Origin of the sequence: Pseudoxanthomonas composti (assembly GCF_004122095.1) — a bacterium.
GTDB classification, from domain to species: Bacteria; Pseudomonadota; Gammaproteobacteria; order Xanthomonadales; family Xanthomonadaceae; genus Pseudoxanthomonas_A; species Pseudoxanthomonas_A composti.
This window is the reverse complement of sequence record NZ_SAWZ01000004.1, coordinates 42,623-69,611: the sequence shown is the minus strand read 5'-3', so window position 1 is coordinate 69,611 and position 26,989 is coordinate 42,623. Positions and strand designations below refer to the sequence as shown.

The following is a 26,989-nucleotide window of genomic DNA, read 5'->3' as shown; positions in this document are numbered from 1 at the left end:
TTCAAGCCGGATCGGCCTTAAGCGGGGTCGCAGTTTTGCCTATTGTGCAGTCCTGTCGTTCAAACGGAGTCAGCCCATGCCCGCTTCAAAACAGCTCCTGATCACCGGCGTCAGCAGTGGCTTCGGCCGCGCGCTGGCGCAGGAGGCCCTGGCCGCCGGTCATCGGGTGGTCGGCACCGTCCGCAGCGCGCAGGCGGCCGACGCATTCCAGGCGCTGGCGCCGGGCCGCGCCCGGGCGCGCCTGCTGGATGTCACCGACACCGCCGCGATCGCGCCGACGGTCGATGCCATCGAGGCGGCGCACGGGCCGATCGACGTGCTGGTCAACAACGCCGGCTATGGCCATGAGGGGATCCTGGAGGAGTCGCCGCTGGAGCAGATGCGCCAGCAGTTCGAGGTCAACGTGTTCGGCGCGGTGGCGATGATCCAGGCGGTTCTGCCGCACATGCGCGCGCGCCGCGCCGGGCACATCCTCAACATCACCTCCATGGGGGGCTTCATCACCATGCCGGGCATCGCCTACTACTGCGGCAGCAAGTTCGCGCTGGAGGGCATCGGCGAAGTGCTCGGCAAGGAGGTGGCCGCGCTGGGCATCCACGTGACCTCGGTGGCGCCGGGCTCGTTCCGCACCGACTGGGCCGGGCGCTCGATGGTGCGCACCCCGCGCAGCATCGGCGACTACGACGCGCTGTTCGATCCGATCCGCCAGCGCCGGCAGGAGGTCAGCGGGCGGCAACTGGGCGACCCGCGCAAGGCCGCGCAGGCGATGTTGGCCGTAATCGACAGCCACGCGCCGCCGGCGCACTTGCTGCTGGGGAGCGACGCCCTGCAGCTGGTGCGCGACAAGCTCACGGCGCTGGAACGCGAGTTGACCCAGTGGGAGGCGCTGACGGTCTCGACCGACGGGTGAAGCCACGGCACGCCTGAAGTGCACCCAAATCCGGAGCGGGCCGCAACGAAAAACAAACCGGCCGCGGTGGTGGGGCCGCTACGATCCCAGGGTTGCAGCCCGCTGACACGTGGCGGGCCCTGGGGTCATTCGAGGAGGCGTGTTTGCACAGCAAGGCAGCCAGGCTGCGCATGGCGTTGACGCTGACGGTCCTGGCCTGTGGCGCACCGGCGCGGGCGCAGGACGTGCCGCCTGCCACCTCGCCAGCGCCCGAGCCAGCGCCGCAGGAATCGGCCGCAGGGCCCCAGGTGCAGACTCTGGAGGAAGTGCATGCCTTGCCGCCGGAGGAAGAGGCCCTGGATCTGTACCGGTTCAAGAATCCGGTCCAGGTCGAGTCCGGCGGACCGATTGGCGGTCGCTTCAGCGAACCGCCCTCGCCCAAGCAGATCAGCGAAGGCGGCGGCTATGTGATGTATGGGATCAACAAGGCCATCGGCGCGGCCGCCAAGGGCCTGCAGAAGATCCCGGGCGTACGCGACCAGGTGCAGTCGGCGGTGGCGCGGCCGCCGCCGGAACTGACGGAAGAACAGCGCCAGCGCCTGTTGCGGGCCTGTGGCGCGCAGGGCGACGCGTGCGCAGCGGCCATGCCGGTGCCGTGAGCGTCCACTGCGGCCTGACGTTCGCCTTGGCCGAGCGCCAGGCGAGATGGTCGGCAAATTCCAGCGTTTACGAACGAAAGAATGAGCAGCGCCAAGACGGCGCTGCCATCCCGGTACATCCGGGATGGCAGCTTGCAGCGAACACGCTTCCTGCGTCGATCAGAACGCGTATTCGGCCGTCAGCCCCAGCAGGGCGGTCGAGCGCTTGGGACCGTCGAAGCGGGCACCGGTGGCCGGGTCGCGCACGTCGCCGGACTTGGCCCGGAAGTAGTCGTAGTGCAGGCCGACGCTGAAGTTCTCCGTGGCGTTCCAGCCGGTGCCGATGCCGGCGTAGTAGCTGTTGCGACCGCTGTCGCCACCGCTTTCCAGCCCCAGGTTCTGGCCGGCGGTGTTGTAGTAGTTGATGTTGTTGTCCGAGGCGCGGAAGTAACCGCCGCGGGCGCCAACGTACCACTGCGGCGTCACGTTGAAGCGCGCGTTGCCGCCCACGTGCCAGCCGCGCAGGGCATTCTCGCTGTCGCGCTGGTTCACGTCATCGCTGTTGAGCGCATTGGAGACCTTGAAGTTGCCGAGATCAGCATAGCCGCCTTCCACGCCTAGGCCCCACTGCTGGCCAACCTTCCAGCGGTAGCCCACGCTGGCGTCGTAACCGGTACGACGACCGTCGCGGCCCTGGAACACATTGAAATCGCCGCTGCCGAAACGGCCTGCGGTGCCGCCATCGGTACGGCCGACGCTGCCGGACACGAACCAGTTGCCCTGGCCGACCTGCAGGTCCGGCCGATAGGTGTCACCGCCGGCACCCTGGGCGAACGCGGAAGGGGAAAGCAGGGCAGCTGCCACTGCGGCGGGGAGGAGAATCTTCTTCATGGGGAATGACCTTTCGACTAGGGCGCGTGCGTTTCGCATCTCGCCGGGTTTTAGAACCGTCGCCGGCGCCAGGAAGCTCCGCGACCGGCGCAGTACGGACCTGCGCGGCTGAAGCGCATCCAAACCTTCACTCCTGCATCAGATGGCCTTAACGCTTGGATTCAAGCGACAGTCATGCCGGTGAGCGCACCTGCATGATGGAGTTGCCGTTGAGTGACACACGCCTGACCCAGGAACGGCGCGTGTGTTGCACGGATGTCAGATGCGATGCGCGCGGGCTGTGTCTTGCGCGCGACCCGTGGCAAGCGGTGCGGCGCCAATCGGGCGGCTGGTGACGACGCGGACGATCATCGATACTCGTTGCCTCATCGACCAGGGCAGGAAGCGAGATGATCGATCTGGGTCTACAGGACGTGCGGGTGTTCGTGCCCTCGCAGGATTTCGCGGTGTCGCAGGGCTTCTACGAGGCTTTGGGCTGGCAGACCGATTACCTGGACCACCAGCTGGCGCTGATGCGCAACGGCCAACATCGCTTCTACCTGCAGCGCGCCTACGTGCGTGAGTGGGCCGAGAACCTGATGCTGCATCTGACCGTGGCCGACGCCCGCGCCTGCCATGCGCAGATCGCCGCTGCGCTGGAAGGCAATGCCTTTCCCGGCGCGCGTGTCGCGCCGCCCCGGCATGAGCCCTACGGCGCGCTGGTGACTTACGTCTGGGACCCGGCGGGCGTGCTGCTGCACCTGGCGCAATGGGACGAGGCGCAGGCTGGGTAGGGGTAAGTCCTTTGCATGGCACGTGCGACACAACATCGGTCAGAGCGCTGCGCTCCCACAGTGCCGCTCCCACAGTGCAATTGCAGGCTGAGCAACCACCTCCGGCAGACGCTCGAGCCACTCGGCACAAACAAAAGCGCCCCGAGGGATCGCTCCCCGGGGCGCGCGCCTGGACTGGCGTTGTTGCGACTGTTGAACTCAGGAGAAGACGCGGAAGCGCTCGGCATCGTCCATGAAGGACTTCTCGCCGAACGGCGCCTCGTTGGAGCCGAACGGCATCTGCGCACGCAGCTTCCAACTGGCCGGCAGGTCCCACTTGGCGGCCGCGGCAGCGTCCGGCAGCGGGTTGTAGTGCTGCAGGCTGGCGCCGATGCCAGCGTTGGCCAGGGCGGTCCACACCGACAACTGGGCCATGCCGCTGGCCTGCTCGGACCACACCGGGAAATTGTCGGCGTACAGCGCGAACTTTTCCTGCAGGCTCTTGACCACGTCCTGGTCCTCGTAGAACAGGATGGTCCCGGCACCGGCGGCGAAGCTGTCGATCTTCTGCTCGGTCTGGGCGAAGTTCTCGGCCGGCACGACCTTGCGCAGCGCATCCTTCACCAAATCCCAGAACGCCAGGCTCTGCGCACCGTAGAGGATGACCGCGCGCGAGCTCTGCGAGTTGAAGGAGGAGGGCGAGTGCTTGACCGCGTCCTGCACCAGGGCGGTCACCGCCTCCTGCGACAGCGGCAGGGACTTGCCGAGGGCGTACTGGGTGCGGCGCTGCTTGAGCGAGTCGATATGCGGGTTGGCCATGGCGTTGCTTCCAGTCGATGAACAGGTGCGCAGCCTAGAGGGTTGGAATCGTTGCAAACAGCGCGCTGAGCGGGACGATCCGTTACCGAAATCGCAAAGATGGAACGATGGCGCGCCGCGCGCCGCCGCTCCCCGCTAACACTCACAGCGTCGCCGCCCTGCGGCGTGACGCCGGCCCGTCTGTGCGCGTCGGGCCGGCGTCACGCGGGCGTTAAGATTTCTGTGACCGTGATCGCTTGGTGCATACTTTCGTGGACGCCGCACTGGCGTGTCTGGTTTCCCCCCGGAGGAAGCGCGCTGGAGGACAAGCGCCGCACCTGCCCTGACACGACGAGGAGATGCGATGCCATCGCCGATTGTCCTGCGCCTTGGCCTGTGGCCATTGGCTTGCCTGTCGCTCGCGGCCTGCCACAGGTCGTCCGAGGGCATGTCCGCGACCCCGACGCCTTCGCCCGCTGCGGCCACCGCGTCGGCCACGGCCACCGCCACTTCCGCGCCGCTGCCGGACACGCCGGACGCGGCAGCGGCGCGCAAGCCCGAGACCGCGCCCGACGAGAAGGTCCAGGCCTATACCCGCATCGGCGAGGACCTGCGCGGCTTCATCTCCGAAGACAGCGAGTTCTTCGCCAGGCGCCGCGCCGAGCAGGCCGCCCAGGTGCGCCAGGGCGACTTCACCAAGATCCGCACCGACGACCGGTTCTTCTTCGGCCCGGAGCAGCTGGACGGACTGCGCAGCACCCTGGAGATGCCGGGGCAGGCCGGTGAACTGGACGCTTCCGCGGCCGAGTTGCTGACCACCCTGGATACCCACCTGCCCAACTGGCGCGAACTGCGCCAGTACAACGAGGCGCGCGCCTACGAGCGCGACCAGGGCAGCAAGGGGCGACGCATGCTGCCGGGCTATGTCACCGGCATCGACGCGGTGGAAGGGGCGGTGAAGAAGTTCGAGGCGCGCATCCGCTCGGCCTCGGAAGTGGCCACCGAGGCGGCCATGGCCAAGTACCGCGCCGACGGCCTGATGATGGAAGTGCACACCCGCGATGCGCTGGAGCTGGCCGAGCAGGCGCTGAAGCTGTTCAACACCACCGACGATTTCAAGGACGACGGCAAGCTGGCCAAGGCCGATGGCCTGATCGCGGACATGGAAGGCGATCTGAAGGCCTTCCGCTCCGAGTACGCGCGCCGGCTGGACAGCAACGATCCGCCGCTGCCGCGCGTGGACCTGTACGACGTGGTCGATTCCAACCTGACCGCGATGGTCGGCCACTACCGCGCCGCGCGCCAGGACCCGCTGCAGTATTACTACGCGGTGGACTCCTACAACATGGCCGTGGACACGCTGGAGATCATGAACCGCTGAAGCGCCACGACGCTTACGGCAGTTCCACGACCGGCCCCAGCGGCGAGACGCCGCGTTCGTCGAAGGCCTCCACGCTGACCGCATACCCCGGCGTGGTGTTGAGCGCGCGCAGCTCCAGCTGCGTGCCGCGGTCGGCGAAGACCTGGTAGGTCAGGGTCAGCCGGTCCGGCGCCACGCCCCAGCGCACGTTGTAGCCGACCGCGCCGGGCACCGGCGTCCAGCGGATGCTGGCCTGGCGGCGGTCGGCATCGCGCGTGGCGGTGACCTGCGCAGGCGCCGGTGGCGCGGGCCCATCGGTATTGCCGAACACGCGCAGGTCGCTGATGGCCAGGTGCTGGGCGCCGACATGCCCGTGCACATAGCGGATGTAGCGCGTGCGCACCGCTGTGGGCAGCTGCAGGTAGGCATTGGGGCGGTCGCGCCGGGTGGCCGGATCGTCGCCGACCTCGGCCAGCGGCTCCCAGCGCCGGCCATCGCGCGAATGCTGCAGCCGGAAACTGGTGTAGATCTGCGGGCCGTCGGCGAACACCCCGGATTGGTAATCGGTGTAGTTCACCTGCACGGCGCGCACGGTCTTCTCGCCCTGCAGATCCACCGTGAGGGTCTGACCGGCCTGCGCGGTCTGCGCTACCCAGAAGCTGCGCGGGTCCTCGTCGGTGACGTTGGCCGCCAGGTGGTCGCCGTCATCGGAGGAGGCCTTGGCCGGCTTGCGATAGGACAGCAGCATCCAGCCGGTGAACAGCGCCTCCGGGTCGTCCACCTTCTGCGTCGGCATCCAGTGCGGGAAATCGCCGAAGCGCGTTGATACGCGCATCTGCCCGTCCGCGTAGAAGCCGGCGGGGAACACGGCGATGCGGCGCTCGAAGGTCCAGTTCACGCCGATCCAGGGCGTGCCGCTGTTGAACCAGTTGCCGTGGGCGTCCTGGAAGGTCGAACCGTGCCCGGCGCCCTGCACGAAGCCGCCGGGCTTGTAGGCGATGGGGTTGTACTCGGCATAGGTGAACGGCCCCAGCGGCGCGTCGGCGACATAGGTGCCGTTGGCATAGGCGTTGTGCTCGGTGCCCGGCGCGCCGTACTGCAGGTAGTAGCGCCCGGCGTGCTTGGTCATCCACGCCCCTTCCAGGTAATTGCCGACCGGCTTGCCGTCGGGGAAAAACGCGCCACGATGATCCTGGCCGAAGCGCTCCCAGCCGTGGTGCGCCGGGTCCAGCGCCAGCAGCGGCCTGGGGGTGCCGCGGTAGGCGAACCCGCGTGCGTTGCGGTCCAGGGCGATGCCGTACAGCGGGAACACATCCGAGGAGCCCCAATACAGGTACCACTGGCCATCGTCGTCGATGAACAGGTCCGGGTCCCACGGCCCGGATGGGATCTGCCCGGCCGGCACGTGCGCGTCCCAGTTCTCCTTCACCGCGGTGGGCAGTTCCGGCAGCAGCCGGGTGAGGAACTCCAGCCGCCCGTTGGCCGGGTCGGTGGACCCCAGCAACGGGCGCGGTGCGTAGGCCGACTGCATCAACACCAGCGCATCGCCATCGGAGACCGCGGCTGGGGCGACCAGGGCCTCGAACGGCCAGCGGCTGGGCTGGACGAAGGTCCAGTCCAGCAGGTTGGTCGAGCGCCAATAGCCATCGGCGATGGTCAGGAACAGGTACCAGGCATCGCCATGGCGCACGATCACCGGGTCGGCGCCGGTGCGGTAACTGATGCCCTGTTGCAGCTGCTCGAAGTTGTAGCGGTAGTCCAGGTCCACCGGGTTGGCGTAGCTGCGCGGCGATGTCGGCGCTTGTTCGCCCCTGGCCCCGGGCGGCAGGGCGCAGGCCAGGAGGAGACAAGCCAGGGCAGTAAGGCGCATGCGGGAACTTGAGAGGGGGGGCAGGCCGCCATGGTGCATGGCAAGCCCGGCGCCGACCTCGTGCGCCGCAGCACGGTCCGGCTCTCACTGGCCCCAGGGATCGGGTCGCGGGCCCTCGGCGGAACTGGATGCAGCCCATCGCATCCTGACCGCGCGCGCGGCAACCAGCGCACCGGCGGTCAGACCGCCCGACGCAATATTCCATCTGTTTATGAGTCATGCGCGATGGCTATTTCAAAGGCGTCCGCGCCGCCAATACGGTAGCGATGGCTCCTCCCCTCTGGACGTTTCCCACGACCATGGCCTTCGCATCGCTCGCCCCGGCCGCCGTTCCGGCCGCCCCGCCGCAGCAACCGCTGCGCATCGTGCCGTTCGACGCCCCGCTGGGCGCGGAAGTGCTCGGGCTGGACCTGGCGCGGCCGCTGGATCCGGCCAGCTTCGCGCGCCTGCATCGCGCCCACCTGGAGCACCACGTGCTGGTGTTCCGCGACCAGCGCATCACCCCGGCCCAGCAGGTGGACTTCAGCCGCCGCTTCGGGCCGCTGCAGATCCACGTGCTGCGCAAGTTCCAGCTGCCGGGCACGCCGGAAGTGCTGGTGGTGTCCAACATCAAGGAGAACGGCGAGCCGATCGGCCTGGGCGATGCCGGCCATTACTGGCATTCGGACCTGTCCTACAAGGACAAGCCCAGCCTGGGCTCGCTGCTGCACGCGCAGGAGCTGCCGGGCGAGGGCGGGGACACCTTGTTCGCCAACCAGCACCTGGCCTGGGAGCGCCTGCCGCTGGCGCTGCGCAAGGCGGTGGAGGGCCGGCGCGCCGAACACAGCTACCTGGCCAAGTACGAGGAACTGCGCAAGCGCAACCCCTGGCGGCCGGCGCTGAGCGCCGAGCAGATCGCCGAGGTGGTGCCGGTGGAGCACCCCATCGTGCGCACCCATCCTGAAACCGGCCGCCGCGCGCTGTTCGTCAGCGAGCACTTCACCACGCGCATCGTCGGCCTGCCGCAGGACGAATCCGACGCGCTGCTGGCCGAGCTGTTCGCCCTGAGCACGCTGCCCAGCCTGGTCTACCGCCATCGCTGGGAGCCCCACGACATGGTGTTCTGGGACAACCGCTCGGTCATGCACCTGGCCGCCGGTACTCCCGATCACCAGCGCCGCAAGCTCTATCGCACCACCATCGAAGGCGATGTCCCGTTCTGACGCCGGCCGGCGCTGGCCGCTGGGCGGCGTCAGGGCCCAAGGCCGCTGCCCGCGCCGCCGGCCCAGGCCCCCGTCGACGCGCCATCTGCCTCGCCCCTGATCCGGTTCCACCTTCCCCACGAGCCAACCTCATGAACCCACGTCCTGCCCGCCATGCACGCCGCGCGCGTCTCCCGTCCCTGCTGCTGGCCGCCCTGGCCTGCAGCGCGGCGCTGTTGGGCGGCTGCCAGCGGCAAGAGGCCGGGCAGGGCGCGACGGGCGGGCAGGAGACCCAGACGCTGCGCATCGGCAAGCAGTTCGGCATCGTCTACCTGGTACTGGACGTGGCCGAGGCGCGCGGCCTGATCGAGCAGCAGGCCAAGGCCGAGGGCCTGAACCTGAAGGTGGAGAGCCGCCAGCTCTCCGGCGGCTCGGCGATCAACGACGCGCTGCTGGGCGGGGCCATCGACATCGCCGGCGCCGGCACCGGCCCGTTGTTCACCATCTGGGACCGCACCCGCGGCCGCCAGGAGGTGCGCGGCGTGGCCTCGCTGGGCAACTTCCCCTACCAACTGGTGAGCACCTCGGACACGGTGCGCAGCATCGACGACCTGGGCGCGCAGGACCGCATCGCGGTGCCGGCGGTGGGCGTGTCGGTGCAGTCGCGCATCCTGGAGTACGCCTCGGCCCAGCGCTGGGGCCAGGACAAGGCGCTGAAGCTCGATGCGCAGCAGGTGGCCCTGCCGCACCCGGATGCGGCCGCGGCGATCATCTCCGGCGGCAGCGAAATCACGGCGCATTTTTCCACGCCGCCGTACCAGCAACAGGAGTTGGCGCGCAATCGCAAGGCGCACGTGATCCTGGATTCCTACCAGGTGCTGGGCGGGCCGTCCTCGGCCACGGTGCTGTATGCCACGGCCAAGTTCCGCCAGGACAATCCCAAGGTCTACCACGCCTTCCTGGCCGGCCTGGACGAGGCGGCCAGATTCATCACCGCGCACCCGGAAGAGGCCGCCGAGCTCTTCGTGCAGCGCAACCCGGGCAGCGACAAGGCGCAGGTGCTGGAGATCCTGCGCGATGAGCAGGTGCAGTTCAAGATCGCGCCGGAGAACACCTTGGGACTGGGCAAGTTCATGCAGCAGGTCGGGGCGATCAAGCAGGCGCCGACCGCGGTGGGCGACTACTTCTTCGACGATCCGCTGATCGCCGGGGGGAGCTGAGGGCCATGACCGTGCATCCCTTTCCCGCGCCCATGCTGCAGGTGGACAAGCTCAGCCTGGAGTACGCCGATGCGCACCGCGTGGTGCGCGCCACGCACCGGGTGAGTTTCGATGTGCACGAGGCTGATCGCTTCGTGCTGCTGGGGCCTTCCGGCTGCGGCAAGTCCACCCTGCTCAAGGCCGTGGCCGGCTTCATCGCCCCGCGCGAGGGGCAGATCCGGCTGGACGGCCAGGCCGTGGCCGGGCCGGGGCCCGACCGCGGCGTGGTGTTCCAGGAGTTCGATCAGCTGGCGCCGTGGAAGACCGTGCGCCAGAACGTGGTGTTCGGCCTGCGCAGCGCACGCAAGCTGGGCGCGGCGCAGGCGCGCGAGCGCGCCGATGAGGTGCTCGACCAGGTCGGCCTGCTGGCCTTCGCCGATGCCTATCCCCACACCTTGTCCGGTGGCATGAAGCAGCGCGTGGCCATCGCCCGCGCGCTGGCGATGCAGCCGCGCATCCTGCTGATGGACGAGCCCTTCGCCGCGCTCGATGCGCTCACCCGCCAGCGCATGCAGGCGCAGCTGCTGGCGCTGTGGGAACAGGTGCGCTTTACCCTGCTGTTCGTCACCCACTCCATCGAGGAGGCGCTGGTGGTGGGCAGCCGCGTGCTGCTGCTGTCGCCGCACCCGGGCCAGGTGCGCGCCGAACTCAATGCCCATGCCTTTGACGCGGACAGCACCGGCAGCGCGGCCTTCCAGCAGACCAGCCAGCGCATCCATCAGCTGCTGTTCGAACACCAGCAGGTCGATGCACCGATCCGGCGGCGCGCCGGACAGCCGGGCGCCGCACCATGACCGCCGCGGCCACCCCGCTGCGACGCCTGCCGCCGGTGCGTCCGGAATACGAGCAGCCGGTGACGCCGATCGACCCGGCGCTGCTGTCCGCTCCCAGCGCCCGCCGCTGGACGCTGCCGGAGGGTGCACGGCGCGCGCTGGTGCTGCTGGTGCTGGCCATCGCCTGGGAGGTGACCGCGCGGCTGGTCGGCAACGACCTGCTGCTGCCCGGGGCGCTGCAGACCGCGCGCGCCTTCTGGGACGGCCTGGTCTCCGGTGAACTGCTGCGCCGGGTGGCGACCTCGCTGCTGGTGCTGGCGCAGGGCTATCTGCTGGGCGTGGCCGGCGCCTTCGCGCTGACCGCCCTGGCCGCCTCCACCCGCCTGGGCCGCGACGTGCTGGGCACGCTGGTGGCCATGTTCAATCCGCTGCCGGCCATCGCCCTGCTGCCACTGGCCCTGCTGTGGTTCGGCCTAGGCAATGCCAGCCTGGTGTTCGTGCTGGTGCACTCGGTGCTGTGGCCGCTGGCGCTCAACACCTACGCCGGCTTCCAGTCGGTGCCGGACACGCTGCGCATGGCGGGGCGCAACATCGGCCTGCGCGGGCCGCGCTATGTGACCCAGCTGCTGGTGCCGGCCGCGCTGCCGGCGATCCTGTCCGGCCTCAAGGTCGCCTGGGCCTTCGCCTGGCGCACCCTGATCGCCGCCGAACTGGTGTTCGGCGCCACCTCGCGCCAGGGCGGGCTGGGCTGGTACATCTTCCAGAACCGCAACGAGCTCTACACCGACAAGGTCTTCGCCGGCCTGGCGATGGTGATCGTGCTGGGCCTGCTGGTGGAAGTGGTGGTGTTCGCCGGCATCGAGCGGGTGACGGTGCGGCGCTGGGGCATGCAGAGGGGCTAGGAACGAGTGAGGAGGAACGAGAAACGAGTTAGAGCGGGTTCGCCTTTGCCTTTACTCGTTCCTCGTTCCTCTCCACTCGTTCCTCAGCCTCACAGCTCGATCACATCGAACCGCACATCCGCGTCCACCTCGGCGTCGTAGTCCACGTCGTCGCGCTCGAAGCCGAACAGCTTGAGGAACTCGTGCTTGTAGCTGGCGTAGTCGGTCAGCTGGTACAGGTTCTCGGTGGTGACCTGGGGCCAGATCGACTTGGCCGCGTCCTGCACCTCGGGCTTGAGCTCCCAGTCGTCCAGGCGCAGGCGGTGTTCCTCGTCGACCTCGGCTGGTGCGCCGTCGGCGCGGTACATGCGCTCGCGAAACAGGCGGTCCAGCTGTTCGATGGTGCCCTCGTGCAGGCCCTGTTCCTTCATCACCTTGAAGACGATGGCGATGTACAGCGGCAGCACCGGGATGGCGGCGCTGGCCTGGGTCACCACCGACTTGAGCACGGCGACATGCGCGCTGCCGCCGCTGGCCTGCAGCTGCGCGTCCAGGCGACGCGCGGTGGCATCCAGGTCGGCCTTGGCCTTGCCCAGCGCGCCGTGCCAGTAGATCGGCCAGGTGATCTCGGTGCCGATGTAGCTGAAGGCCACGGTCTTGGCCGCCGGCGCCAGCACGCCGGCCTGGGCCAGCGCATCGATCCACAGCTGCCAGTCCTGGCCGCCCATCACGGTGATGGTGTCCTCGATCTCCTGCTCGGTGGCCGGCTCCAGCGTGGCCTGGATCACCTGGTCCTTGTTGGTGTCGATGGCGTTGGAGGTGTACGGCGCGCCGATCGGCTTGAGCGCCGAGCGCTTGAGCTCGCCGGTGGAGGGCAGCTTGCGGACCGGCGAGGCCAGCGAATACACCACCAGGTCGACCTGGCCGCCCATCTCGGTCTTGATCAGCTCGATGACCTTGGCGCGCGCCTCGTCGGAGAACGCATCGCCGTTGATCGAGCGGCTGTACAGCCCTTCGGCCTTGGCGAACTTGTCGAAGGCCGCCGCGTTGTACCAGCCGGCGGTGCCGGCCTTCTTCTCGCTGCCCGGCTTTTCGAAGAACACGCCCAGGGTGTCCGCGCCGAAACCGAAGGCGGCGGAGATGCGGGCGGCCAGTCCGTAGCCGCTGGAGGCCCCGATCACCAGCACCTTCTTCGGCCCGTCATGGCGCACGCCCAGCGCGCGCGTGGCGGCGATCTGGTCGCGCACGTTCAGTTCGCAACCGGTGGGATGCGTGGTGGTGCAGATGAAGCCGCGGACCTTGGGATGAATGATCAAAGCGAGTGCCTCTTGGAAAGTGATGCGCGCGGCATCTTAAGCCCCGTGCACCGCCAGGGCCACGTTCGCGGCCGTATGGGGCCTTGACGACGTCTGCGACGGGTGCGGGCACAGCCCGGGCTGCAACGGTGTCCGGTTGGCACGACATCGGCCGGACAAGCCGATCTGCTACCGTGCGCGCCCCTGTTTCGTGCTGTGTGCTGTGCCATGTCCCTGCCGTCGCTGCGTCCTTCCCTGCTCACCCTGGCCGGCGTGGTGGCCCTTGCCGGATGCGCCAGCGCCCCGGGCTCGCGCGGCGGCATCGCCGATGGCGCGCAGGCGCGGGTGGCGATCCTGGAGACCACCGACGTCCATTCCAACATCCTCAGCTACGACTACTACAAGCAGAAGGAAGACCCCACGGTCGGCTATGAGCGCGTGGCCACGCTGATCCGCCAGGCTCGCGCCGAGTTCGCCAACACCTTCCTGTTCGACAGCGGCGACACCATCCAGGGCACGGTGCTGGCCGATTTCCAGGCCCGGGTGCAGCCGGTGTCGTGCGCCGAGAAACTCGGTATCTACCAGGCCTTCGATGCCATGGGCTACGACGGCGCCACGGCGGGCAATCACGAGTTCAACTACGGCCTGCCCTTCCTGTCGCAGGTCACCGGCACGCCGATGAACGTCGACGGCGGCGCCAGCGCGCGCTGCAAGGGCCCGGATTTTCCGATGGTGCTGTCCAATGTCTACAGCGCGCGCGACCAGGCGCCGCTGTTCAAGCCCTGGGAGATCGTCACCAAGGACATCGCCATCACCGGCGCCGACGGCAGGCCGGCGCGCGTGCCGTTGCGGGTGGCGATCATCGGCTTCACCCCGCCGCCGATCCTGGCCTGGGACAAGCAGAACCTGGACGGCAAGGTCACCGTGAGCGGCGTGGTCGAGGCCGCGCAGCGCTACCTGCCGCAGATCCAGGCCCAGCATCCGGACCTAGTGGTCGGCATCCTGCACGGCGGGCTGAGCGCGGCGCCGTACACCTCGGACATGGAAAACGGCGGCTGGCACCTGGCCGGCGTGGAAGGCCTGGACGTGCTGCTGCTGGGCCACTCGCACACCGAGTTCCCCGGCCCGCGCTACAAGGACCTGCCGCAGACCGACGCGGTGCGTGGCTTCGTGCGCGGCAAGCCGGCGGTGATGGGCGGCTTCTTCGGCAAGGACCTGGGCGTGATCGACCTGCACCTGTTGCGCAGGAACGGGCGCTGGGTCATCGATGCCGACGGCACGCATAGCGAAGTGCGCCCGATCTGCACGTCCAAGGACGCCTGCGTGGCCGCCGATCCTGCCATCGCCCCGCTGGTGGCCAAGGCGCACGCCGCCGCCCAGGCCTACGTCAATACGCCGATCGGCCGCAGCCAGGTGCATTTCTCCAGCTATTTCGTCGACGTAGGCAACAGTACGGCGCTGGCGGTGGTCAACGCGGCCCAGCGCGACTACGTGCTGCGCGAGCTGCCGCGCCTGCATCCGGAACTGGCGGGGATCCCGGTGCTGTCGGCCGCCGCGCCGTTCCGCACCGGCTTTGGCGGCAGCGAGGACTACACCGACGTACCCGCCGGCACGCTCACCCTGCGCAGCGCGGCGGATTTGTATTTCTATCCCAACACCCTCAGCGCGGTGAAAACCGACGGCGCCGGAGTGAAGGCCTGGCTGGAAACCTCAGCCGGCCGCTACAACCGCATCGATCCGGCCAAGGCCGGCGAGCAGCCACTGATCAACACTCGCCACACTGCCTACAACGCCGATCAGCTGCAGGGCGGGGTCTCCTACGTGATCGATGTGACCCGCCCGCAGGGCCAGCGCATCACCACGCTGACCTACCAGGGCAAGCCGGTGGATCCGGCGCAGCCGTTCATCGTGGTCACCAACAACTACCGCGCCAGCGGCGGCGGCGACTTCCCGGGCCTGGACGGCCGCAACATCGTGCTGGCCGCGCCCGATGGCAGCCGCGAGATCCTGGCCGAGTGGCTCAAGGCCAAGGGCACGGTGACCCAGGCCGACCTGGAGCCGACCTCCTGGCGGTTCGCGCCGGTCAAGGCCGCCGGGCCGCTGACCTTTCCATGCCCGGCCGGCAAGCTGGACATCGCCAAGGCACAGGGCCTGCCGCCGATCCGCGAGTTGTCCGTCGCCGGCGATGGTGCGGCCAAGTGCGCGGTGGACCTGAGCCAGCCCTAGCGGCACGCCCCGTGGCGGCCATGCGCGCATTGCGAGCGCCTGTGAATGCGCACGAGAGGCTCTGAAAGTGTCCGCGGCGCGTCGGCCGGTATAACGCCCTTCGTGGGCCGAAACGCTTGGCTCGCGTGTGGCCAAGCGGCGCGGCAGTGTCTGGCGCTGAGGCTGCGCTCACGATACCTGGCTTAGCATCGTGCGTATCCGGCGCCTGCCTGCCGGCAAGGAGATCGCGATGAGCGCACCACTGCCCATGCTGGTGATGGACGACACCGCCCTGGCCGACCTGGCCACCGCGCGCAAGCTGCTGGAGAATCCAGGCTTGGCCGCGCAGATCGCCAATACGGTCGGCGCGCCGATCGAGCACCTGGTCAGCAAGCGCCTGCCGGGCTTCGTGCGTCGTCGCATCGAAGGCATCACCCGCCATGCGTTGTCGCTGTCGCTGAAGTCCGCGCTGCTGACCCTGAGCAAGCACGGCAAGAAGCTGGCCTCGCCGCGCAGCCACCAGCTGGCCGTGGCGGTGACCGGCGGTGCCGGCGGCCTGTTCGGACTGCCCGGACTGGCCGTGGAGCTGCCGGTGACCACCACCCTGATGCTGCGCTCGATTGCCGATATCGCCCGCTCCGAAGGCGAGCGCCTGGACGATCCGGAATCGGCGCTGTCCTGCCTGGAAGTGCTGGCCCACGGCGGCCGCCGCAGCAACGATGACGGCAGCGAGTCCGGTTACTTCGCCGTGCGCACGGCCATGGCCCAGCAGCTCAACGCCGCCGCGCGCCACCTGGCCGCCCACGGCCTGAGCAGCCATGGCGCGCCGGTGCTGATCGCCCTGGTCTCGCGCGTGGCCGCGCGCTTTTCCATCACCGTCAGCGAAAAAGTCGCGACCCAGGCGGTGCCGCTGGTGGGCGCGCTCAGCGGCGCCACGCTCAATACCTTGTTCATCAGCCACTTCCAGGCCATGGCGCGGGGCCACTTCATCGTGCGCCGGCTGGAGCGCACCTACGGCACCGATGTGGTGCGCCAGGCCTACGAAGCGCTGCCGGGCTGAGCGCTGCGGTAGCGCTGGTGCTCGCCAAAGCGCGGCAGCACCACCCACAGATGCATCCCACAGCTTCAGCAGCGGCCATCGCCACGCATCATCTTGCGGACTCCTCACTCCTCACTCCTCGCCTGAAGCGGCGATGGGCCATCAGGAATCTGCTCCGGCGACTCATGCACGGCGTAGAGCGAGGCCAGGTGCGCGGCCAGCCATTGCGCGGCCGGGCCCAGCCGGGCGTCGCGGCGGTGGCAGACCCACAGCGGCACTGCGCCATGCGGCGCCCAGTACGGCGAATCCAGTCTGACCAGCCGGCCGCTGGCGATGTCGGCGCGCACCAGGTGTTCGGGCATGCCGCCCCAGCCCAGGCCGGCCAGCAGCATGGCGTGCTTGGCGCCGACATCGTTGAGCCGCCAGGTTTGGCTGGAGAACACTCCGCGGTCCTTCATGGACACCGCGAACCGCGGCGAGCGGTCGGTCAAGACCAGCTGCACGTGGTCGCGCAGCTGCTCGGCCATCACCTCGCCGCGGTGGGCGGCCAGCGGGTGATGCGGAGCGACCACGGGAATCATGGCGATGGTGGTGGCCGGGCGTAGCTCCAGCTCGGGAATTTCGGTGGCGACCGGCCCCAGCAGGCCCAGCACCGAGTGACCTTCCAGCAACTGCTCGGCCGCCGCGCCCATGCTGTCCACCAGTACGCGCGTGGACACTGCCGGCCAGCGCGCGCGGAACTCCACCATGGCGTGCAGCAGCAGGCACATCGGGTAGACCGGCTCGACGGTGATGCAGACCTCCGCCTCCACGCCGGTAGCCAGGCCGCGGGACAGCGCGTGGAAGGCGCCGACCTCGCCGACGATGCGCCGGGCGCGCGGCAATAGCGCGTGGCCGGCCGCGGTCAGCACAGGCCGATAGCCGCTGCGGTCGAACAGCACCAGCCCGACCTGCTCCTCCAGCCGCTGGATGGCATAGCTGACCAGCGACTGCGTGCGGCCCAGCGCACGCGCCGCGGCGGAGAAACTGCCTTGCTCGGCCGCCGTCAGGAACACCTGCAGCTGATCGAACGACAGGGCATCTGTATCGACATGGTTGATGGACATGATCGAACCCATCCCGGTTTTTTGCGTGGAGAACGGCGCGTACGTTACGCCATCCCTTCGCAATAGGTGCTTCGCCATGTCCCAGCTGCTCGTCCTGCACAACAGTCTCAACCCTGAGAACTCGGCCTCGCGCGCCATGACCGAGGCCTACCTGGCCCAGGTCCGTGCCGCCGATCCAGCCGTGCGCGTGATCGAACGCGATCTGGCCGCCGACCCGCTGCCGCACCTGCCGCCGGCGATCTTGCCGGCAATGTTCGGCCAGACCGTCCAGCCCGGTCCGGAAGCGCAGGCCGCGGCCCTATCCGATCGCCTGATCGCCGAGCTGGAACAGGCCGATGTCATCGTGCTGGGCGCGCCGCTGTACAACTTCACCATTCCCTCCACGCTGAAGGCCTGGCTGGACTACGTGGTCCGCAGCGGTCGCACCTTCCGCTACACCGAGGCCGGCCCCGAGGGACTGCTGCCGCCCGGCAAGCGCGTGCTGGTGTTCACCGCCAGCGGAGGGGTCTACAGCCAGGGCCCGGCGGCGGCACTGGACCACCTGGTGCCTTACCTGCAGGCAGTGCTGGGCATGATCGGCCTGACTCAGGTCGAGGTCGTCCGCGCCGAGGGCATGGCCCTGCCCGAAGCGCAGCAGGCGCGCGCGCAGGCCATCACGCAGGCCGCGCGACTGGCAGCCTGAACGCCGCACCGGCGCGGACAGCGGTCTACGTGGTCACGTGAGCGACCGTCGGCTAGACACGCTCATCAGTGTCCCACCCGCCTGGACGCAGGGGAGCCAGCGCCGCGCTGGCTTCAGCCGCCGCCATGCACGCTGCGGCGCTGGGCCAGCTCGCGGAAGAACGCCACGTACTCCCCATGCCCGCCGGTGAACAGCACATCCAGGCGCAATGGATCGTCCGCATCGGTGATGCCGGCGAGCGCGTCCCAGGGCGCATCCGATGCGCGCTCGAGCGCTGCCGGGTCGATGCCCGGCCGGCGCACTTCGCCGCCGCTGCTGTCGATGTAGACCGTCGTGGCCGGCGAACCCATGGCCTGCCCGAGCTGCTGCACCAGCAGCAAAAAGCCGCGATCGCTGCCGCCGCGCAGCCACGCGGTGGTGCCGTCCTCGTCGATGTGCGGCGCGCTGGCCACGGTATCGCCCACGCCCACCAGGTGCGGCATCAGCGCCGGGTCCAGGCACGTGCGCGCCAACTGCAGCAGCGCATGCGGGTCGCGCGGCGCCTGGCGCGCGTTGAAGTGCTCGCCCAGCGGCCAGTGCCCGGTGTGGCGGTGGTAGTAGTGGTTGAGGATCACCAGGACGCCCACTTCCTTCACCGCGCCCTTGAGCATGAACTGGAAGTCGGTGGTGCCGGCCTGCTGGGTGTCGGCCGGCTTCATGCGCTCCTGGCCCTGCCCATCGCGACCCAGGTTGGGCGCGTAATGCACGAAGAAGGCATCGCCCAAGCCCTCGGCACGGGCCTCATCCAGCAGCTCCTGCATGAAATCGCCGGCGGCCTGCTGCAGGTGCCCGTAGCGCTCAGGGGCTGGCGCAAGCCGCGCGTGCAAGGCGTTGAGGTTGAGCGTAGGGGAGGCGGGGTTGTCCAACACCGTGGTCCCGACCAGGGCCGGGATCTCGTGGGGATCCAGGTGGAAGGGCGCGTTGGCCAGCAGCGACGTCAAAAATCGCGTGGCGCGCACCGGCACCCCGGCCAGGAAGCGCAGCTCGGCCTCGCTGACGCCCGGGTGCGAGACCCGGCCATGGCGGTCCTGCAGCTGCACGCCGCCGGCGGCCAGGCCGGGCAGGTAGAAGCCCTGCTCGCGGGGATGCTCCGGCGGCACGAAGGCCTGCTCGACGATGGCATTCACCCCGCGACTGCCGATGTGCTCGCCATTGGTCAGCACGTAGAAGCTGCCGTCCAGCTGCCGCGCCGCCTGGATGTAGCCGCGGTCGAGCTGGCGGGTCAGCGGGTCGCGCACCAGCCCCATGCACACCCCATCCAGATCCTGGATCAGCAGCAGCCGGGGCGCCTGGGCCAGGGTGTGCAGCAACGCGGCGTGATCGCGCGAGAACGCGGGGTGTTCCGACATCATGCCCACAGGGTAACCCGGGACGGATGAGCCGCCCGTGGCCGGCGGCCAGGCAGGGCCTGGACGTGTCGGGCAAACCCTTACCACCATGGTCTGACTTCAGCGGCGCGGCCGCTGCGCCGATGATTCGCAGCAAGAGCGGCGAGTGCTGGCCGCGGCCCATCCCGATGTCCTGTCACGTCGGCGTAAGCCGCCCTCCCGGCATCGCCGCTTTTGTTCGCCCGCGATCCTGTTCGTGCGGCCCGGCTCAGTCGATCTCGGACCGCTGCCGGTAGGCCAAGCGTGCGGCACGGATCCGCTCGTGATGCACCTCGGCCCAGTCCACCAGCGCGAGGATGTGGGGGATGAAGCTGCGGCCCAGCTCGGTCAATGCGTACTGCACCGCCGGCGGCTTGCTGGGGAACACCGTACGCGCCACCAGGCCGTCTTCCTCCAGGCCGCGCAGGGTCTTGGCCAGCATGCGCTTGGAGACATCGTCCATCTGCCGATGCAAGGCGGAGAACCGCAGCGGGGCCGGCGCCAGCGCCTGCAGCACCAGGGTGCTCCAGCGATCACCCAGGCGGTCCAGTACGTCGCGGACCGGGCATTGGGCGGCATACGGGGCGGAGGAACGGTGCAGGGTCATGGCGGGCTCGACGTGGTTACCGGCAGGTCTCCTGGCGACATTGCGCTCCCTTCTTGGCAGTGCCCAGGCAGGCGCGCATCATACCTTGGTTCCTTTTCGTAACCATTGGAGTTCACCATGTCTTCCATCGCCCTGCTCGGCGGCACCGGCAACGTGGGCCGCCGTCTGCTCGCCGAGATCCTGCGCCGCGGCCACACGGTCACCGTCGTCGCCCGTAAGCCGGTCGACGACCTGCCGGCCGGCGCGTCTTTCATTCAGGCCGACATCACCGCCGATCCGGCCGACCTGGGCGCCAGGCTGGGGCGGCACGACGTGCTGATCAGCTCGGCCCGCTTCGACACGGTCACTGCCGATCACGTCCTGGCCGTCGCGCGTGCCGCCGGCATTCCGCGCCTGGCGGTGGTCGGCGGCGCCGGCTCGCTGGAGGTGGCACCGGGCGTGCGTCTGGTCGATACCCCGGAGTTTCCGGCCGAGTACAAATTCGAAGCGCTGCCGGGTGCGGTCTTCCTGGACCAATTGCGTGGCGTCTCCGACATCGACTGGACCTTCCTGTCGCCGGCCGCGTTCTTCGGCCCCGGCGAGCGCACAGGGCGCTTCCGCCTGGGCGGCGACGCCTTCCTGACCGATGCGCAGGGCAACAGCCGCATCTCCTATGAGGACTACGCCGTGGCCCTGCTGGACGAGATCGAACAGCCCCGGCACAGCCGGCAGCGCTTCAGCGTCGTCTACTGAAGCCGGCACGCACGACCCGTCGGGTCGGGCCACCGTCACCGATGACGTGATTGTCAGTTGCCCACCAGGGTGGGGCAAACGCCGGTCCGTCCGGACCGGCGTACCATGGTGCCCATGCGACTGCTGATCATCGAAGACGAACCCAAGACCGCCGGCTATCTCAGCCGCGGCCTGTCCGAACAGGGCTATTCCGTCGATCACGCCGACAACGGCGTGGACGGCCTGCGCCTGGCCATGAACAACGACTACGACGCGATCGTGCTGGACATCATGCTGCCCGGCATGGATGGGCTGCAGCTGATGCAGACCCTGCGCACCTCGCGCGATACGCCGGTGATCATGCTCACCGCGCGCGACCAGGTGGACGACCGCCTGCGCGGGCTGGGCGCGGGTGCCGACGATTACCTGGTCAAGCCCTTCTCGTTCCTGGAGCTGCTGGCGCGGCTGCAGGCCATCGTGCGCCGCGCCCGGCCGCATGAGGCCACGCAGATCCAGATCGGCGATCTGTTCATCGACCTGGTGGCCCGCCGCGCCACCCGCGGCAGCCGCCGCCTGAACCTGACGGCCAAGGAGTTCTCGCTGCTGGCCGCCCTGGCGCGCCGCCGCAGCCAGATCCTGTCCAAGACGGTGATCACCGAGACGGTGTGGGACATCAACTTCGACACCAACACCAACGTGGTGGAAGTGGCGATCCGCCGCCTGCGCTCCAAGCTGGAGTACCCGGGCGAGACCAAGCTGCTGCACACCGTGCGTGGCATGGGCTACGTGCTGGAACTGCGCGAGGAAGAGGCGTCGGAGGCGTCTTGACCGCGCTGCACACGCGGTCCATCGCCAACCGGCTCAGCCTGATGTTCGGGCTGGCCGCCACCGTGGTGCTGACGCTGCTGGCGGTGGCGATTTTCCTGTTCCAGGCCCACGAGCTGCAGCGTTCCAAGCGCGCCGAGTTGCACGCGCGGATGAACATCATCGAGCGCCTGGGCCATCGCGCCACCGATGCGCAGGACTGGGCGCAGTTCACCGGCAAGCTCTCGGACATCACCCCCGACGATGGCAGCCTGTACTTCCTGGTCGACAGCCAGGATGCGCGCTATCGCACGGGCGATGATTTCCTGGACGAGGCCGAGTTCCAGCGCGGGCAGGATGGCTTCGGCGAAGCCGAGCTGGACAACGGCCAGCGCTACATGACCTACACTCATGTGATGCCGCCGGAGGGCGAGCGTCCGGAGGTGCGGCTGATCGTGGCCGCCGGCCTGCGCGACCTCAACGCCGCCGAGTGGCTGTTCGCCGGCGCCATGCTGGTGCTGTCGGTGGGGGCCATCGCCGCGGTGTCGGCGATGGGCTGGCATATCGCGCGGCGCGGCCTGGCACCGGTGGACCGGCTGTCGGCCCACGCCCGCAAGCTGGACGCGCGCGACCTGGCGCGGCGCCTGCCCACCGACCAGCTGCCCGAGGAACTGGTGGGCCTGGTGGGTTCGCTCAACGATGCGCTGGCGCGGCTGGAGCAGGCCTACCTGCAACTGTCCGCGTTCAACGCCGATGTCGCCCATGAGCTGCGTACGCCGCTGGGCAACCTGATCGGCGAGACCCAGGTGGCGCTCTCGCGTGCGCGCTCCTCCGACGAGCTGCTTGATGTGCTGGAGTCCAACCTGGAAGAGCTGGACCGGCTGCGCAACATCGTCAACTCGATGCTGTTCCTGGCCCGTGCCGACCGCGGCGAGACCGCGCAGGACCTGGTGGAAGTCTCGCTGCGCCAGGAAAGCCAGCGCACCGTGGACTTCATGGAGATGCTGCTGGAAGACGCCGAGACCCAGGTGGAGATCATCGGCGATGCGCGCGTGTGCGTGGAGCGCTCGCTGTTCACCCAGGCCCTGACCAACCTGCTGGACAACGCGGTGCGTCATGGCGAACACGGCGGCACCGTCTACGTGCGCATCGACGATGGCGCGAGCACCGCCTCGGTCACTGTGGACAGCCCCGGTGGGCCGCTGACCGATCACACCCTCAAGCACATTTTCGACCGCTTCTACCGGGCCGACCCGGCGCGCAGCAACAGCACCAACAGCCACGGGCTGGGGCTGGCCATCGTGCGTGCCATCACCCAGCTGCATGGTGGCTCGGTGTTCGTCAGCAGCGCCGCCGGCCGGGTGCTGATCGGCTTCCAGCTGCCCAAGGGCACGGTGACCGCGCGCCCCCGCACCGGCGCGCCGCACGAGGTCGTCTCCAGCACCGCCACGGTGTCCAGCAACGTCCCCAAGCCGGCGACCTGAGCGCCGGGTCGCGGGACGGCTGTGTGGCAGCGGGCATGTCCAGGGTGCAGCCGCCCGCAGCCCCGGTTCGAACTGCGCCCACCCCGCGCTCGAACCGCCAGGGCCGCGCAGTACGCCTTCCACACCGGATGCGCGCGCTGCAGGACCTCGTCTGCGCGCACTGCCGCCAGGATGGGTGCGAAAAAAATGCCGGGCCGCCACGCTCACGCAGCGGCCCGGCCGTCGATGACGCTCAGTAGAGCTTGCGCTCGGCCTTGGGCGGCGGGCTGAACTGGTACAGCCAGGTTTCGCTGAGCGCGCCGGTCTTGTCCTTGAGATACAGGCGCAGATCGATCTGGCTGCTGTCCTCCTTCTCCGGCACCACATCGAACATCACCCGGTAGCCGTCGACCTCGCGCAGCGGGCGGCAGGAGACCGTCTCCAGGGTGCCGCCGCGCACCTGCAGGTCCGGGTCGACCTTGGCGCTGGCCGCTTCCAGCGCGGCCAGGTTGCCGCCGACGAAATCCACCGCGAAGCGCTGCGACCACTTGGTGCGCTTCTGGCCCACCACGCCGCCCAGGCCGCACCAGGTGTTCACGCAGTGCGCGCGCTCGGGGACCGAGGGCGGCGCCGAGCCCCAGTACAGCTTGTAGCCGAACAGCCGTTCCTGGCCGGCCTGCGGTTTTTCCTTGGGGTTCCAGAAAGCCACGATGTTGTCGAAGGTCTCATCGACCGTGGGGATCTCCACCAGCTGCACCGAGCCTTCGCCCCAGCTGCCCTTGGGCTCGACCCACAGGCACGGGCGCTTCTCGTAGAACACGCCGTCGTCCTGGTAGTGGTCGAAGTTGCGGTCGCGCTGCAGCAGGCCGAATCCCTTGGGGTTGTTGTCGGCAAAGGCATTGAAGCGCAGCTGCGGCGGGTTGGTCAGCGGCCGCCAGATCCACTCGCCGCTGCCGGTATGCATGGCCAGCCCGTCGGTGTCGTGGATTTCCGGGCGCCAGTCGTAGCCCATGCGGCGATCGTTCTCGCCGGCCTGGTACATGCTGGTGCACGGCGCGATGCCCATGCGCTCGATGGTGGTGCGCGGGTACAGCGCGCAGTCGATCTCCATCACCAGCGGCTCGCCCACGGTGATGGCGAAGCGGTAGGCACCGGCCACGCTGGGCGAATCCAGCAGGCCGTACAGCACCAGCGTCTCGTCATCGGCCGAGGGCTTTTGCAGGTAGTAGGCGACGAAGTCCGGGAACTCCTCGGGCTTGTCCCCGCCGGTGCCGATGGCCAGGCCACGCGCGGACTGGCCGTACTGGCCTTCCTTGCCGACCGCGCGGAAGTAGCTGGCGCCGAGGAAGGCGGCGAAATCGCGGTTGGGGTCTTCCTTGCGGTTGAGGCGGAAACCGGCAAAGCCCAGCGTGTCCGGCAGCTTGGCCTTGCCCAGGCCGCTCTTGCCGTAGTCGAACATGCTGGCGTTGTACTTGATCTCACGCGCCTTGCCGTCGGCGACCTCGTGCATGGTCACCGGCTTCTTGAAGTACAGGCCCATGTGGAAGAACTGGGCCAGGAACTTGTCATCCTGACCGGTCCACAGCGCGTGGTCCTTGCGGTAGGAAATGGCCTGGTACTGGTCCCAGGTCAGCCCTTCCAGCGCCGGCGGCAGGCCGCCATGGGACTGGTAGGGCTTGCCGGCCAGCGCCCGCGCCTGGCCCTTGAGGCTGGCGTAGTCGAAGGGCTGGGCCGGGCCGAACACCAGGCCGGCCTGCTTGGCGCTGGCCGCATGCGCCTGCTCGTTGAGCATCAGGGCGGCGGAGGGCAGGCCCAGGGCGGCCAGGGCGCCTGAGGCGGTCTTCAGGAAGTCGCGACGGATCATCGGGGGGCGATTGAGGTTGGGGCAGACCCCGCATCCTAGCCAAGCCAGGGTGAGGGCGGTTGAACGGTCGCCTTTTCAGGGCAAGGCCCCACGCAGGCGGGCGCGATCACCGCTGTCCGGCAGCAGGCAGTGCCGGGCGTCTCGGAATCACAAAAATGAACGCCCGGACCGGCCATAATTCACGTCTTTCTAACGTTTTCGTCGTCAACCTGAATACGGCCAGCGCCACTGGCTTTCTTCCTCCTCTAGGGGCACGAATGCGTCAACGGTTGGCCCGCGTCCAGTGGGATCGATGGCGACTGCCCTTCATCGGGGTGGCGGTGCTGTTGATCGTGGTCGCGCCGGCCATGTTGCGCCAGTCCCTGCAGGACCGCACCCTGGCTGCCGCCGACTGGGTCGCGCATACCCGGTTGATCCAGGCCGAGATCGCCACGATGAACCTGGAGCTGCGCGAGGTCGAGCAATCCAGCCTGCTGATCAGCCTGGGCGTGCAACTGCCGCGCCTGCGCGAGCGCGTGGAAGGCAGCGGGCGCAAGGTCGGCCCGATGATCGAGCGCATCGTCGAGTTGACCCGGGACAACCCGCGCCAGCAGGTCCGGCTTGGCCAGCTGAAGGAAGTCATCGAGCGCCGCCTGGCCATCTCCCGCGAGCTGCTGGCCGCCCCGTCTGCAGAACGGCGCGCCGCGTTGGCCAACGAGCTGGCCAACAAGTACCCGATCCGTCCGCTGATGGTGGAGATCCTGGGCAACGAACAGGCCCTGGTGCAGCAGCGACTGGAAGAAGCGGCCCTGAGCCGCCGCCAGGCCAACTGGGTCGGCTGGGGCAGCCTGGTGGTGCAGCTGCTGCTGCTGACCGCGGTCACCGCGGTACTGGCGCGGCAGATCGCCGAGCGCCTGCGCGCGGAAAAAAGCGCCTCGCGCGCCTCGGCGCGCTCCTCGGCGGTGCTGCAGACCGTGCGCGATCCCATCGTGCTGCTGGACGGTGCGCGCCGGATCGTGCTGCGCAACGCGGCCTTCAGCGAGCTGTACGACATCGGCGAGGACGAGGACGGCGTGCCGCTGGAGGCGGTGGGCGATGGCGCCTGGCAGGATGCGGTGGTGCTGCAGCGCCTGACCGACGTGCTGCTGCGCGGGCGCGAGCTGTGGGACTACGAACACCAGCAGACCACCGCCGGCGGGGTCAGCCGCACCGTGCTGCTCAACGCCCGGCGCATGCCGCTGCCCGACACCGAGGACGAGGCGGTGCTGCTGACCGTCAGCGACATCACCGCGCAGAAGGTGGCCCAGCAGCAGATCATCAACCTCAACCGCCAGCTGGAGGGCAAGGTCGAGCAGGTCTCGGACGTCAACCGCGAGCTGGAGGCCTTCAGCTACTCGGTCTCCCACGACCTGCGCGCGCCGCTGCGGCACATCTCCGGCTTCTCGGACAAGCTGGCGCGGCACCTGGGCGATGCGGCCGACGAGAAGTCCCGCCACTACATGCAGGTGATCGGCGATTCGGCCAAGCGCATGTCCAACCTGATCGACGACCTGCTGGTGTACTCGCGCCTGGGTCGCAGCGCGCTGCGCCTGCAGGCGGTGGACATGCAGTCGCTGGTCTCCGAGACCCGGGCCATGCTCGATGCCAACGTCAAGGCCGAGAAGAACACGCTGCCGCTGCGGGTGGACTGGCACGTCGCGCCGCTGCCGATCCTGGTCGCCGACGAGAACATGATGCGCCAGGTCTGGCAGAACCTGCTGGGCAACGCGGTCAAGTACAGCGGCAAGCGCGAAGTGGCGGTGGTGGAGATCGATCACGTGCTCGATGCCGATGGCAGCCACCACTTCACGGTCAAGGACAACGGCGCCGGCTTCGACATGGCCTACGCCGGGCGCCTGTTCGGCGTGTTCCAGCGCCTGCACCGCGCCAGCGAGTACGCCGGCACCGGCATCGGCCTGGCCAGCGTGCGGCGCGTGCTGGGTCGCCACGGCGGCAAGATCTGGGCCGAGTCCGAAGTCGATCGCGGCGCCACTTTCCATTTCACCTTACCCCCGACGCAGGACGCGTCCCTGATCCCGAGTCACGACGATGAATAGTCTGCGCACCATCCTGCTGGCCGAGGACAGCCTGGCCGACGCCGAAATGGCCACCGATGCCCTGCGCGAGGCCAAGCTGATCAATCCCATCGTGCACGTGGAGGACGGCGTGGAGACGCTGGACTACCTGCTGCGTCGCGGCCGCTTCGCCGACCGCGAACCGGGACTGCCGGCGGTGCTGTTGCTGGACATCAAGATGCCGCGCCTGGACGGCCTGGAAGTGCTGCGCACGATCCGCTCGGAGGAGCTGCTGAAGAAGCTGCCGGTGGTCATCCTGTCTTCCTCGCGCGAGGAAACGGACCTGGTGCGCAGCTGGGACCTGGGCGTGAACGCCTACGTGGTCAAGCCGATGGACGTGCAGCAGTTCTTCGATGCGGTCAAGACGCTGGGCACCTTCTGGGCCCTGATCAACGAACTGCCCGAGCACAAGGAGTAACCCG

The 26,989-nt window shown here is 68.9% G+C and carries 24 protein-coding genes; 16 read left to right on the top strand and 8 right to left on the bottom strand.

The window, feature by feature from the left end:
• Positions 1–76: 76 nt before the first annotated feature.
• Both EPA99_RS08755 and EPA99_RS08750 read left to right on the top strand, forming a co-directional pair.
• Complete coding sequence (locus EPA99_RS08755) at positions 77–910, top strand: oxidoreductase (RefSeq protein ID WP_129470845.1); 834 nt, start codon at positions 77–79, stop codon at positions 908–910.
• 143 nt (positions 911–1,053) lie between these two features.
• Positions 1,054–1,548 carry a hypothetical protein gene (locus EPA99_RS08750; RefSeq protein ID WP_241688332.1) on the top strand — a complete coding sequence of 165 codons (495 nt, stop codon included), beginning with the start codon at positions 1,054–1,056 and terminating at the stop codon, positions 1,546–1,548.
• A 159-nt stretch (positions 1,549–1,707) separates the two neighbouring features.
• Here the strand turns inward: EPA99_RS08750 and EPA99_RS08745 are convergent, their stop codons facing one another.
• Entirely contained in the window at positions 1,708–2,418 is a 711-nt protein-coding gene (locus EPA99_RS08745) for an outer membrane protein (protein WP_164978612.1), read from the bottom strand.
• A 389-nt stretch (positions 2,419–2,807) separates the two neighbouring features.
• Between EPA99_RS08745 and EPA99_RS08740 the strand changes: the two genes are divergently transcribed.
• Positions 2,808–3,191: a VOC family protein gene (locus EPA99_RS08740; RefSeq protein ID WP_129470843.1), complete on the top strand. Its 384-nt coding sequence runs from the start codon at positions 2,808–2,810 to the stop codon at positions 3,189–3,191.
• Positions 3,192–3,389: 198 nt separating this feature from the next.
• On the opposite strand, the gene EPA99_RS08735 is transcribed toward EPA99_RS08740, so the two are convergent.
• Positions 3,390–3,989, bottom strand: a complete 600-nt coding sequence (locus tag EPA99_RS08735) for a nitroreductase family protein (RefSeq protein ID WP_129470842.1) — start codon at positions 3,987–3,989, stop codon at positions 3,390–3,392.
• 427 nt (positions 3,990–4,416) lie between these two features.
• Between EPA99_RS08735 and EPA99_RS08730 the strand changes: the two genes are divergently transcribed.
• Positions 4,417–5,349, top strand: a complete 933-nt coding sequence (locus EPA99_RS08730; protein WP_164978611.1) for a DUF3829 domain-containing protein — start codon at positions 4,417–4,419, stop codon at positions 5,347–5,349.
• 13 nt (positions 5,350–5,362) lie between these two features.
• Here EPA99_RS08730 and EPA99_RS08725 read toward each other — a convergent pair whose 3' ends face one another.
• Positions 5,363–7,198 carry a family 43 glycosylhydrolase gene (locus EPA99_RS08725; RefSeq protein ID WP_129470840.1) on the bottom strand — a complete coding sequence of 612 codons (1,836 nt, stop codon included), beginning with the start codon at positions 7,196–7,198 and terminating at the stop codon, positions 5,363–5,365.
• Between the two features lie 299 nt (positions 7,199–7,497).
• On the opposite strand from EPA99_RS08725, the gene EPA99_RS08720 reads away from it, so the two are divergent.
• The 4 genes from EPA99_RS08720 to EPA99_RS08705 all read left to right on the top strand — a co-directional run bounded on the left by EPA99_RS08720 (position 7,498) and on the right by EPA99_RS08705 (position 11,313).
• Entirely contained in the window at positions 7,498–8,400 is a 903-nt protein-coding gene (locus EPA99_RS08720; protein ID WP_129471105.1) for a TauD/TfdA dioxygenase family protein, read from the top strand.
• A gap of 131 nt (positions 8,401–8,531) precedes the next feature.
• Positions 8,532–9,599 (top strand): ABC transporter substrate-binding protein, encoded by a 1,068-nt coding sequence (locus EPA99_RS08715; protein ID WP_129470839.1) that lies wholly within the window; start codon positions 8,532–8,534, stop codon positions 9,597–9,599.
• 5 nt (positions 9,600–9,604) lie between these two features.
• The gene (locus tag EPA99_RS08710; RefSeq protein ID WP_129470838.1) at positions 9,605–10,432 is read left to right on the top strand and encodes an ABC transporter ATP-binding protein; all 828 of its coding nucleotides are present in this window, start codon (positions 9,605–9,607) and stop codon (positions 10,430–10,432) included.
• Complete coding sequence (locus tag EPA99_RS08705; protein WP_129470837.1) at positions 10,429–11,313, top strand: ABC transporter permease; 885 nt, start codon at positions 10,429–10,431, stop codon at positions 11,311–11,313. Before EPA99_RS08710 ends, EPA99_RS08705 begins: the two co-directional genes overlap by 4 nt.
• 89 nt (positions 11,314–11,402) lie before the next feature.
• On the opposite strand, the gene fabV is transcribed toward EPA99_RS08705, so the two are convergent.
• A complete protein-coding gene (gene fabV, locus EPA99_RS08700) occupies positions 11,403–12,608 on the bottom strand; it encodes an enoyl-ACP reductase FabV (protein WP_129470836.1) in 1,206 nt (401 codons plus the stop codon).
• 207 nt (positions 12,609–12,815) lie between these two features.
• Here fabV and EPA99_RS08695 point away from each other — a divergent pair, with 207 nt between their 5' ends.
• On the top strand, positions 12,816–14,813 hold the full coding sequence (locus EPA99_RS08695; protein WP_129470835.1) for a bifunctional 2',3'-cyclic-nucleotide 2'-phosphodiesterase/3'-nucleotidase: 1,998 nt from the start codon (positions 12,816–12,818) through the stop codon (positions 14,811–14,813).
• Positions 14,814–15,042: 229 nt separating this feature from the next.
• The gene (locus EPA99_RS08690; protein WP_129470834.1) at positions 15,043–15,852 is read left to right on the top strand and encodes an EcsC family protein; all 810 of its coding nucleotides are present in this window, start codon (positions 15,043–15,045) and stop codon (positions 15,850–15,852) included.
• A gap of 104 nt (positions 15,853–15,956) precedes the next feature.
• Here EPA99_RS08690 and EPA99_RS08685 read toward each other — a convergent pair whose 3' ends face one another.
• Complete coding sequence (locus tag EPA99_RS08685) at positions 15,957–16,937, bottom strand: LysR family transcriptional regulator (protein ID WP_129470833.1); 981 nt, start codon at positions 16,935–16,937, stop codon at positions 15,957–15,959.
• Positions 16,938–17,013: 76 nt separating this feature from the next.
• On the opposite strand from EPA99_RS08685, the gene EPA99_RS08680 reads away from it, so the two are divergent.
• Positions 17,014–17,619: an FMN-dependent NADH-azoreductase gene (locus EPA99_RS08680; RefSeq protein ID WP_129470832.1), complete on the top strand. Its 606-nt coding sequence runs from the start codon at positions 17,014–17,016 to the stop codon at positions 17,617–17,619.
• Between the two features lie 113 nt (positions 17,620–17,732).
• Here the strand turns inward: EPA99_RS08680 and stpA are convergent, their stop codons facing one another.
• Positions 17,733–19,007 carry a glucosylglycerol 3-phosphatase gene (gene stpA / locus EPA99_RS08675; protein WP_206733730.1) on the bottom strand — a complete coding sequence of 425 codons (1,275 nt, stop codon included), beginning with the start codon at positions 19,005–19,007 and terminating at the stop codon, positions 17,733–17,735.
• A gap of 247 nt (positions 19,008–19,254) precedes the next feature.
• Positions 19,255–19,632 (bottom strand): winged helix-turn-helix transcriptional regulator, encoded by a 378-nt coding sequence (locus EPA99_RS08670; protein WP_129470830.1) that lies wholly within the window; start codon positions 19,630–19,632, stop codon positions 19,255–19,257.
• 117 nt (positions 19,633–19,749) lie between these two features.
• Here EPA99_RS08670 and EPA99_RS08665 point away from each other — a divergent pair, with 117 nt between their 5' ends.
• The 3 genes from EPA99_RS08665 (at position 19,750) to EPA99_RS08655 (ending at position 22,631) form a co-directional block, all read left to right on the top strand.
• Positions 19,750–20,364 carry an NAD(P)-dependent oxidoreductase gene (locus EPA99_RS08665; protein WP_129470829.1) on the top strand — a complete coding sequence of 205 codons (615 nt, stop codon included), beginning with the start codon at positions 19,750–19,752 and terminating at the stop codon, positions 20,362–20,364.
• A 114-nt stretch (positions 20,365–20,478) separates the two neighbouring features.
• A complete protein-coding gene (locus EPA99_RS08660; protein WP_129470828.1) occupies positions 20,479–21,171 on the top strand; it encodes a heavy metal response regulator transcription factor in 693 nt (230 codons plus the stop codon).
• A complete protein-coding gene (locus tag EPA99_RS08655; RefSeq protein ID WP_241688331.1) occupies positions 21,168–22,631 on the top strand; it encodes a heavy metal sensor histidine kinase in 1,464 nt (487 codons plus the stop codon). Before EPA99_RS08660 ends, EPA99_RS08655 begins: the two co-directional genes overlap by 4 nt.
• A 232-nt stretch (positions 22,632–22,863) precedes the next feature.
• Here the strand turns inward: EPA99_RS08655 and EPA99_RS08650 are convergent, their stop codons facing one another.
• Entirely contained in the window at positions 22,864–24,474 is a 1,611-nt protein-coding gene (locus EPA99_RS08650) for an OpgD/OpgG family glucan biosynthesis protein (protein WP_129470827.1), read from the bottom strand.
• Between the two features lie 257 nt (positions 24,475–24,731).
• On the opposite strand from EPA99_RS08650, the gene EPA99_RS08645 reads away from it, so the two are divergent.
• Complete coding sequence (locus EPA99_RS08645) at positions 24,732–26,549, top strand: sensor histidine kinase (RefSeq protein ID WP_129470826.1); 1,818 nt, start codon at positions 24,732–24,734, stop codon at positions 26,547–26,549.
• On the top strand, positions 26,542–26,985 hold the full coding sequence (locus tag EPA99_RS08640) for a response regulator (protein ID WP_129470825.1): 444 nt from the start codon (positions 26,542–26,544) through the stop codon (positions 26,983–26,985). The genes EPA99_RS08645 and EPA99_RS08640 overlap by 8 nt, the downstream gene beginning before the upstream one ends.
• The last annotated feature ends 4 nt before the right edge of the window (positions 26,986–26,989 follow it).

Excerpts from the sequence above, each read along its gene's own strand:
- EPA99_RS08735 (WP_129470842.1), bottom strand. The coding sequence starts at position 3,989 with ATGGCCAACCCGCATATCGACTCGCTCAAGCAGCGCCGCACCCAGTAC.
- EPA99_RS08740 (WP_129470843.1), top strand. The coding sequence starts at position 2,808 with ATGATCGATCTGGGTCTACAGGACGTGCGGGTGTTCGTGCCCTCGCAG.
- EPA99_RS08730 (WP_164978611.1), top strand. The coding sequence starts at position 4,417 with ATGTCCGCGACCCCGACGCCTTCGCCCGCTGCGGCCACCGCGTCGGCC.
- EPA99_RS08640 (WP_129470825.1), top strand. The coding sequence starts at position 26,542 with ATGAATAGTCTGCGCACCATCCTGCTGGCCGAGGACAGCCTGGCCGAC.
- EPA99_RS08725 (WP_129470840.1), bottom strand. The coding sequence starts at position 7,198 with ATGCGCCTTACTGCCCTGGCTTGTCTCCTCCTGGCCTGCGCCCTGCCG.
- EPA99_RS08665 (WP_129470829.1), top strand. The coding sequence starts at position 19,750 with ATGTCTTCCATCGCCCTGCTCGGCGGCACCGGCAACGTGGGCCGCCGT.
- EPA99_RS08650 (WP_129470827.1), bottom strand. The coding sequence starts at position 24,474 with ATGATCCGTCGCGACTTCCTGAAGACCGCCTCAGGCGCCCTGGCCGCC.
- EPA99_RS08690 (WP_129470834.1), top strand. The coding sequence starts at position 15,043 with ATGAGCGCACCACTGCCCATGCTGGTGATGGACGACACCGCCCTGGCC.
- EPA99_RS08715 (WP_129470839.1), top strand. The coding sequence starts at position 8,532 with ATGAACCCACGTCCTGCCCGCCATGCACGCCGCGCGCGTCTCCCGTCC.
- EPA99_RS08695 (WP_129470835.1), top strand. The coding sequence starts at position 12,816 with ATGTCCCTGCCGTCGCTGCGTCCTTCCCTGCTCACCCTGGCCGGCGTG.
- EPA99_RS08685 (WP_129470833.1), bottom strand. The coding sequence starts at position 16,937 with ATGTCCATCAACCATGTCGATACAGATGCCCTGTCGTTCGATCAGCTG.
- EPA99_RS08705 (WP_129470837.1), top strand. The coding sequence starts at position 10,429 with ATGACCGCCGCGGCCACCCCGCTGCGACGCCTGCCGCCGGTGCGTCCG.
- EPA99_RS08680 (WP_129470832.1), top strand. The coding sequence starts at position 17,014 with ATGTCCCAGCTGCTCGTCCTGCACAACAGTCTCAACCCTGAGAACTCG.
- EPA99_RS08745 (WP_164978612.1), bottom strand. The coding sequence starts at position 2,418 with ATGAAGAAGATTCTCCTCCCCGCCGCAGTGGCAGCTGCCCTGCTTTCC.
- EPA99_RS08720 (WP_129471105.1), top strand. The coding sequence starts at position 7,498 with ATGGCCTTCGCATCGCTCGCCCCGGCCGCCGTTCCGGCCGCCCCGCCG.
- stpA (WP_206733730.1), bottom strand. The coding sequence starts at position 19,007 with ATGTCGGAACACCCCGCGTTCTCGCGCGATCACGCCGCGTTGCTGCAC.
- EPA99_RS08710 (WP_129470838.1), top strand. The coding sequence starts at position 9,605 with ATGACCGTGCATCCCTTTCCCGCGCCCATGCTGCAGGTGGACAAGCTC.
- EPA99_RS08645 (WP_129470826.1), top strand. The coding sequence starts at position 24,732 with ATGCGTCAACGGTTGGCCCGCGTCCAGTGGGATCGATGGCGACTGCCC.
- EPA99_RS08755 (WP_129470845.1), top strand. The coding sequence starts at position 77 with ATGCCCGCTTCAAAACAGCTCCTGATCACCGGCGTCAGCAGTGGCTTC.
- EPA99_RS08670 (WP_129470830.1), bottom strand. The coding sequence starts at position 19,632 with ATGACCCTGCACCGTTCCTCCGCCCCGTATGCCGCCCAATGCCCGGTC.
- EPA99_RS08660 (WP_129470828.1), top strand. The coding sequence starts at position 20,479 with ATGCGACTGCTGATCATCGAAGACGAACCCAAGACCGCCGGCTATCTC.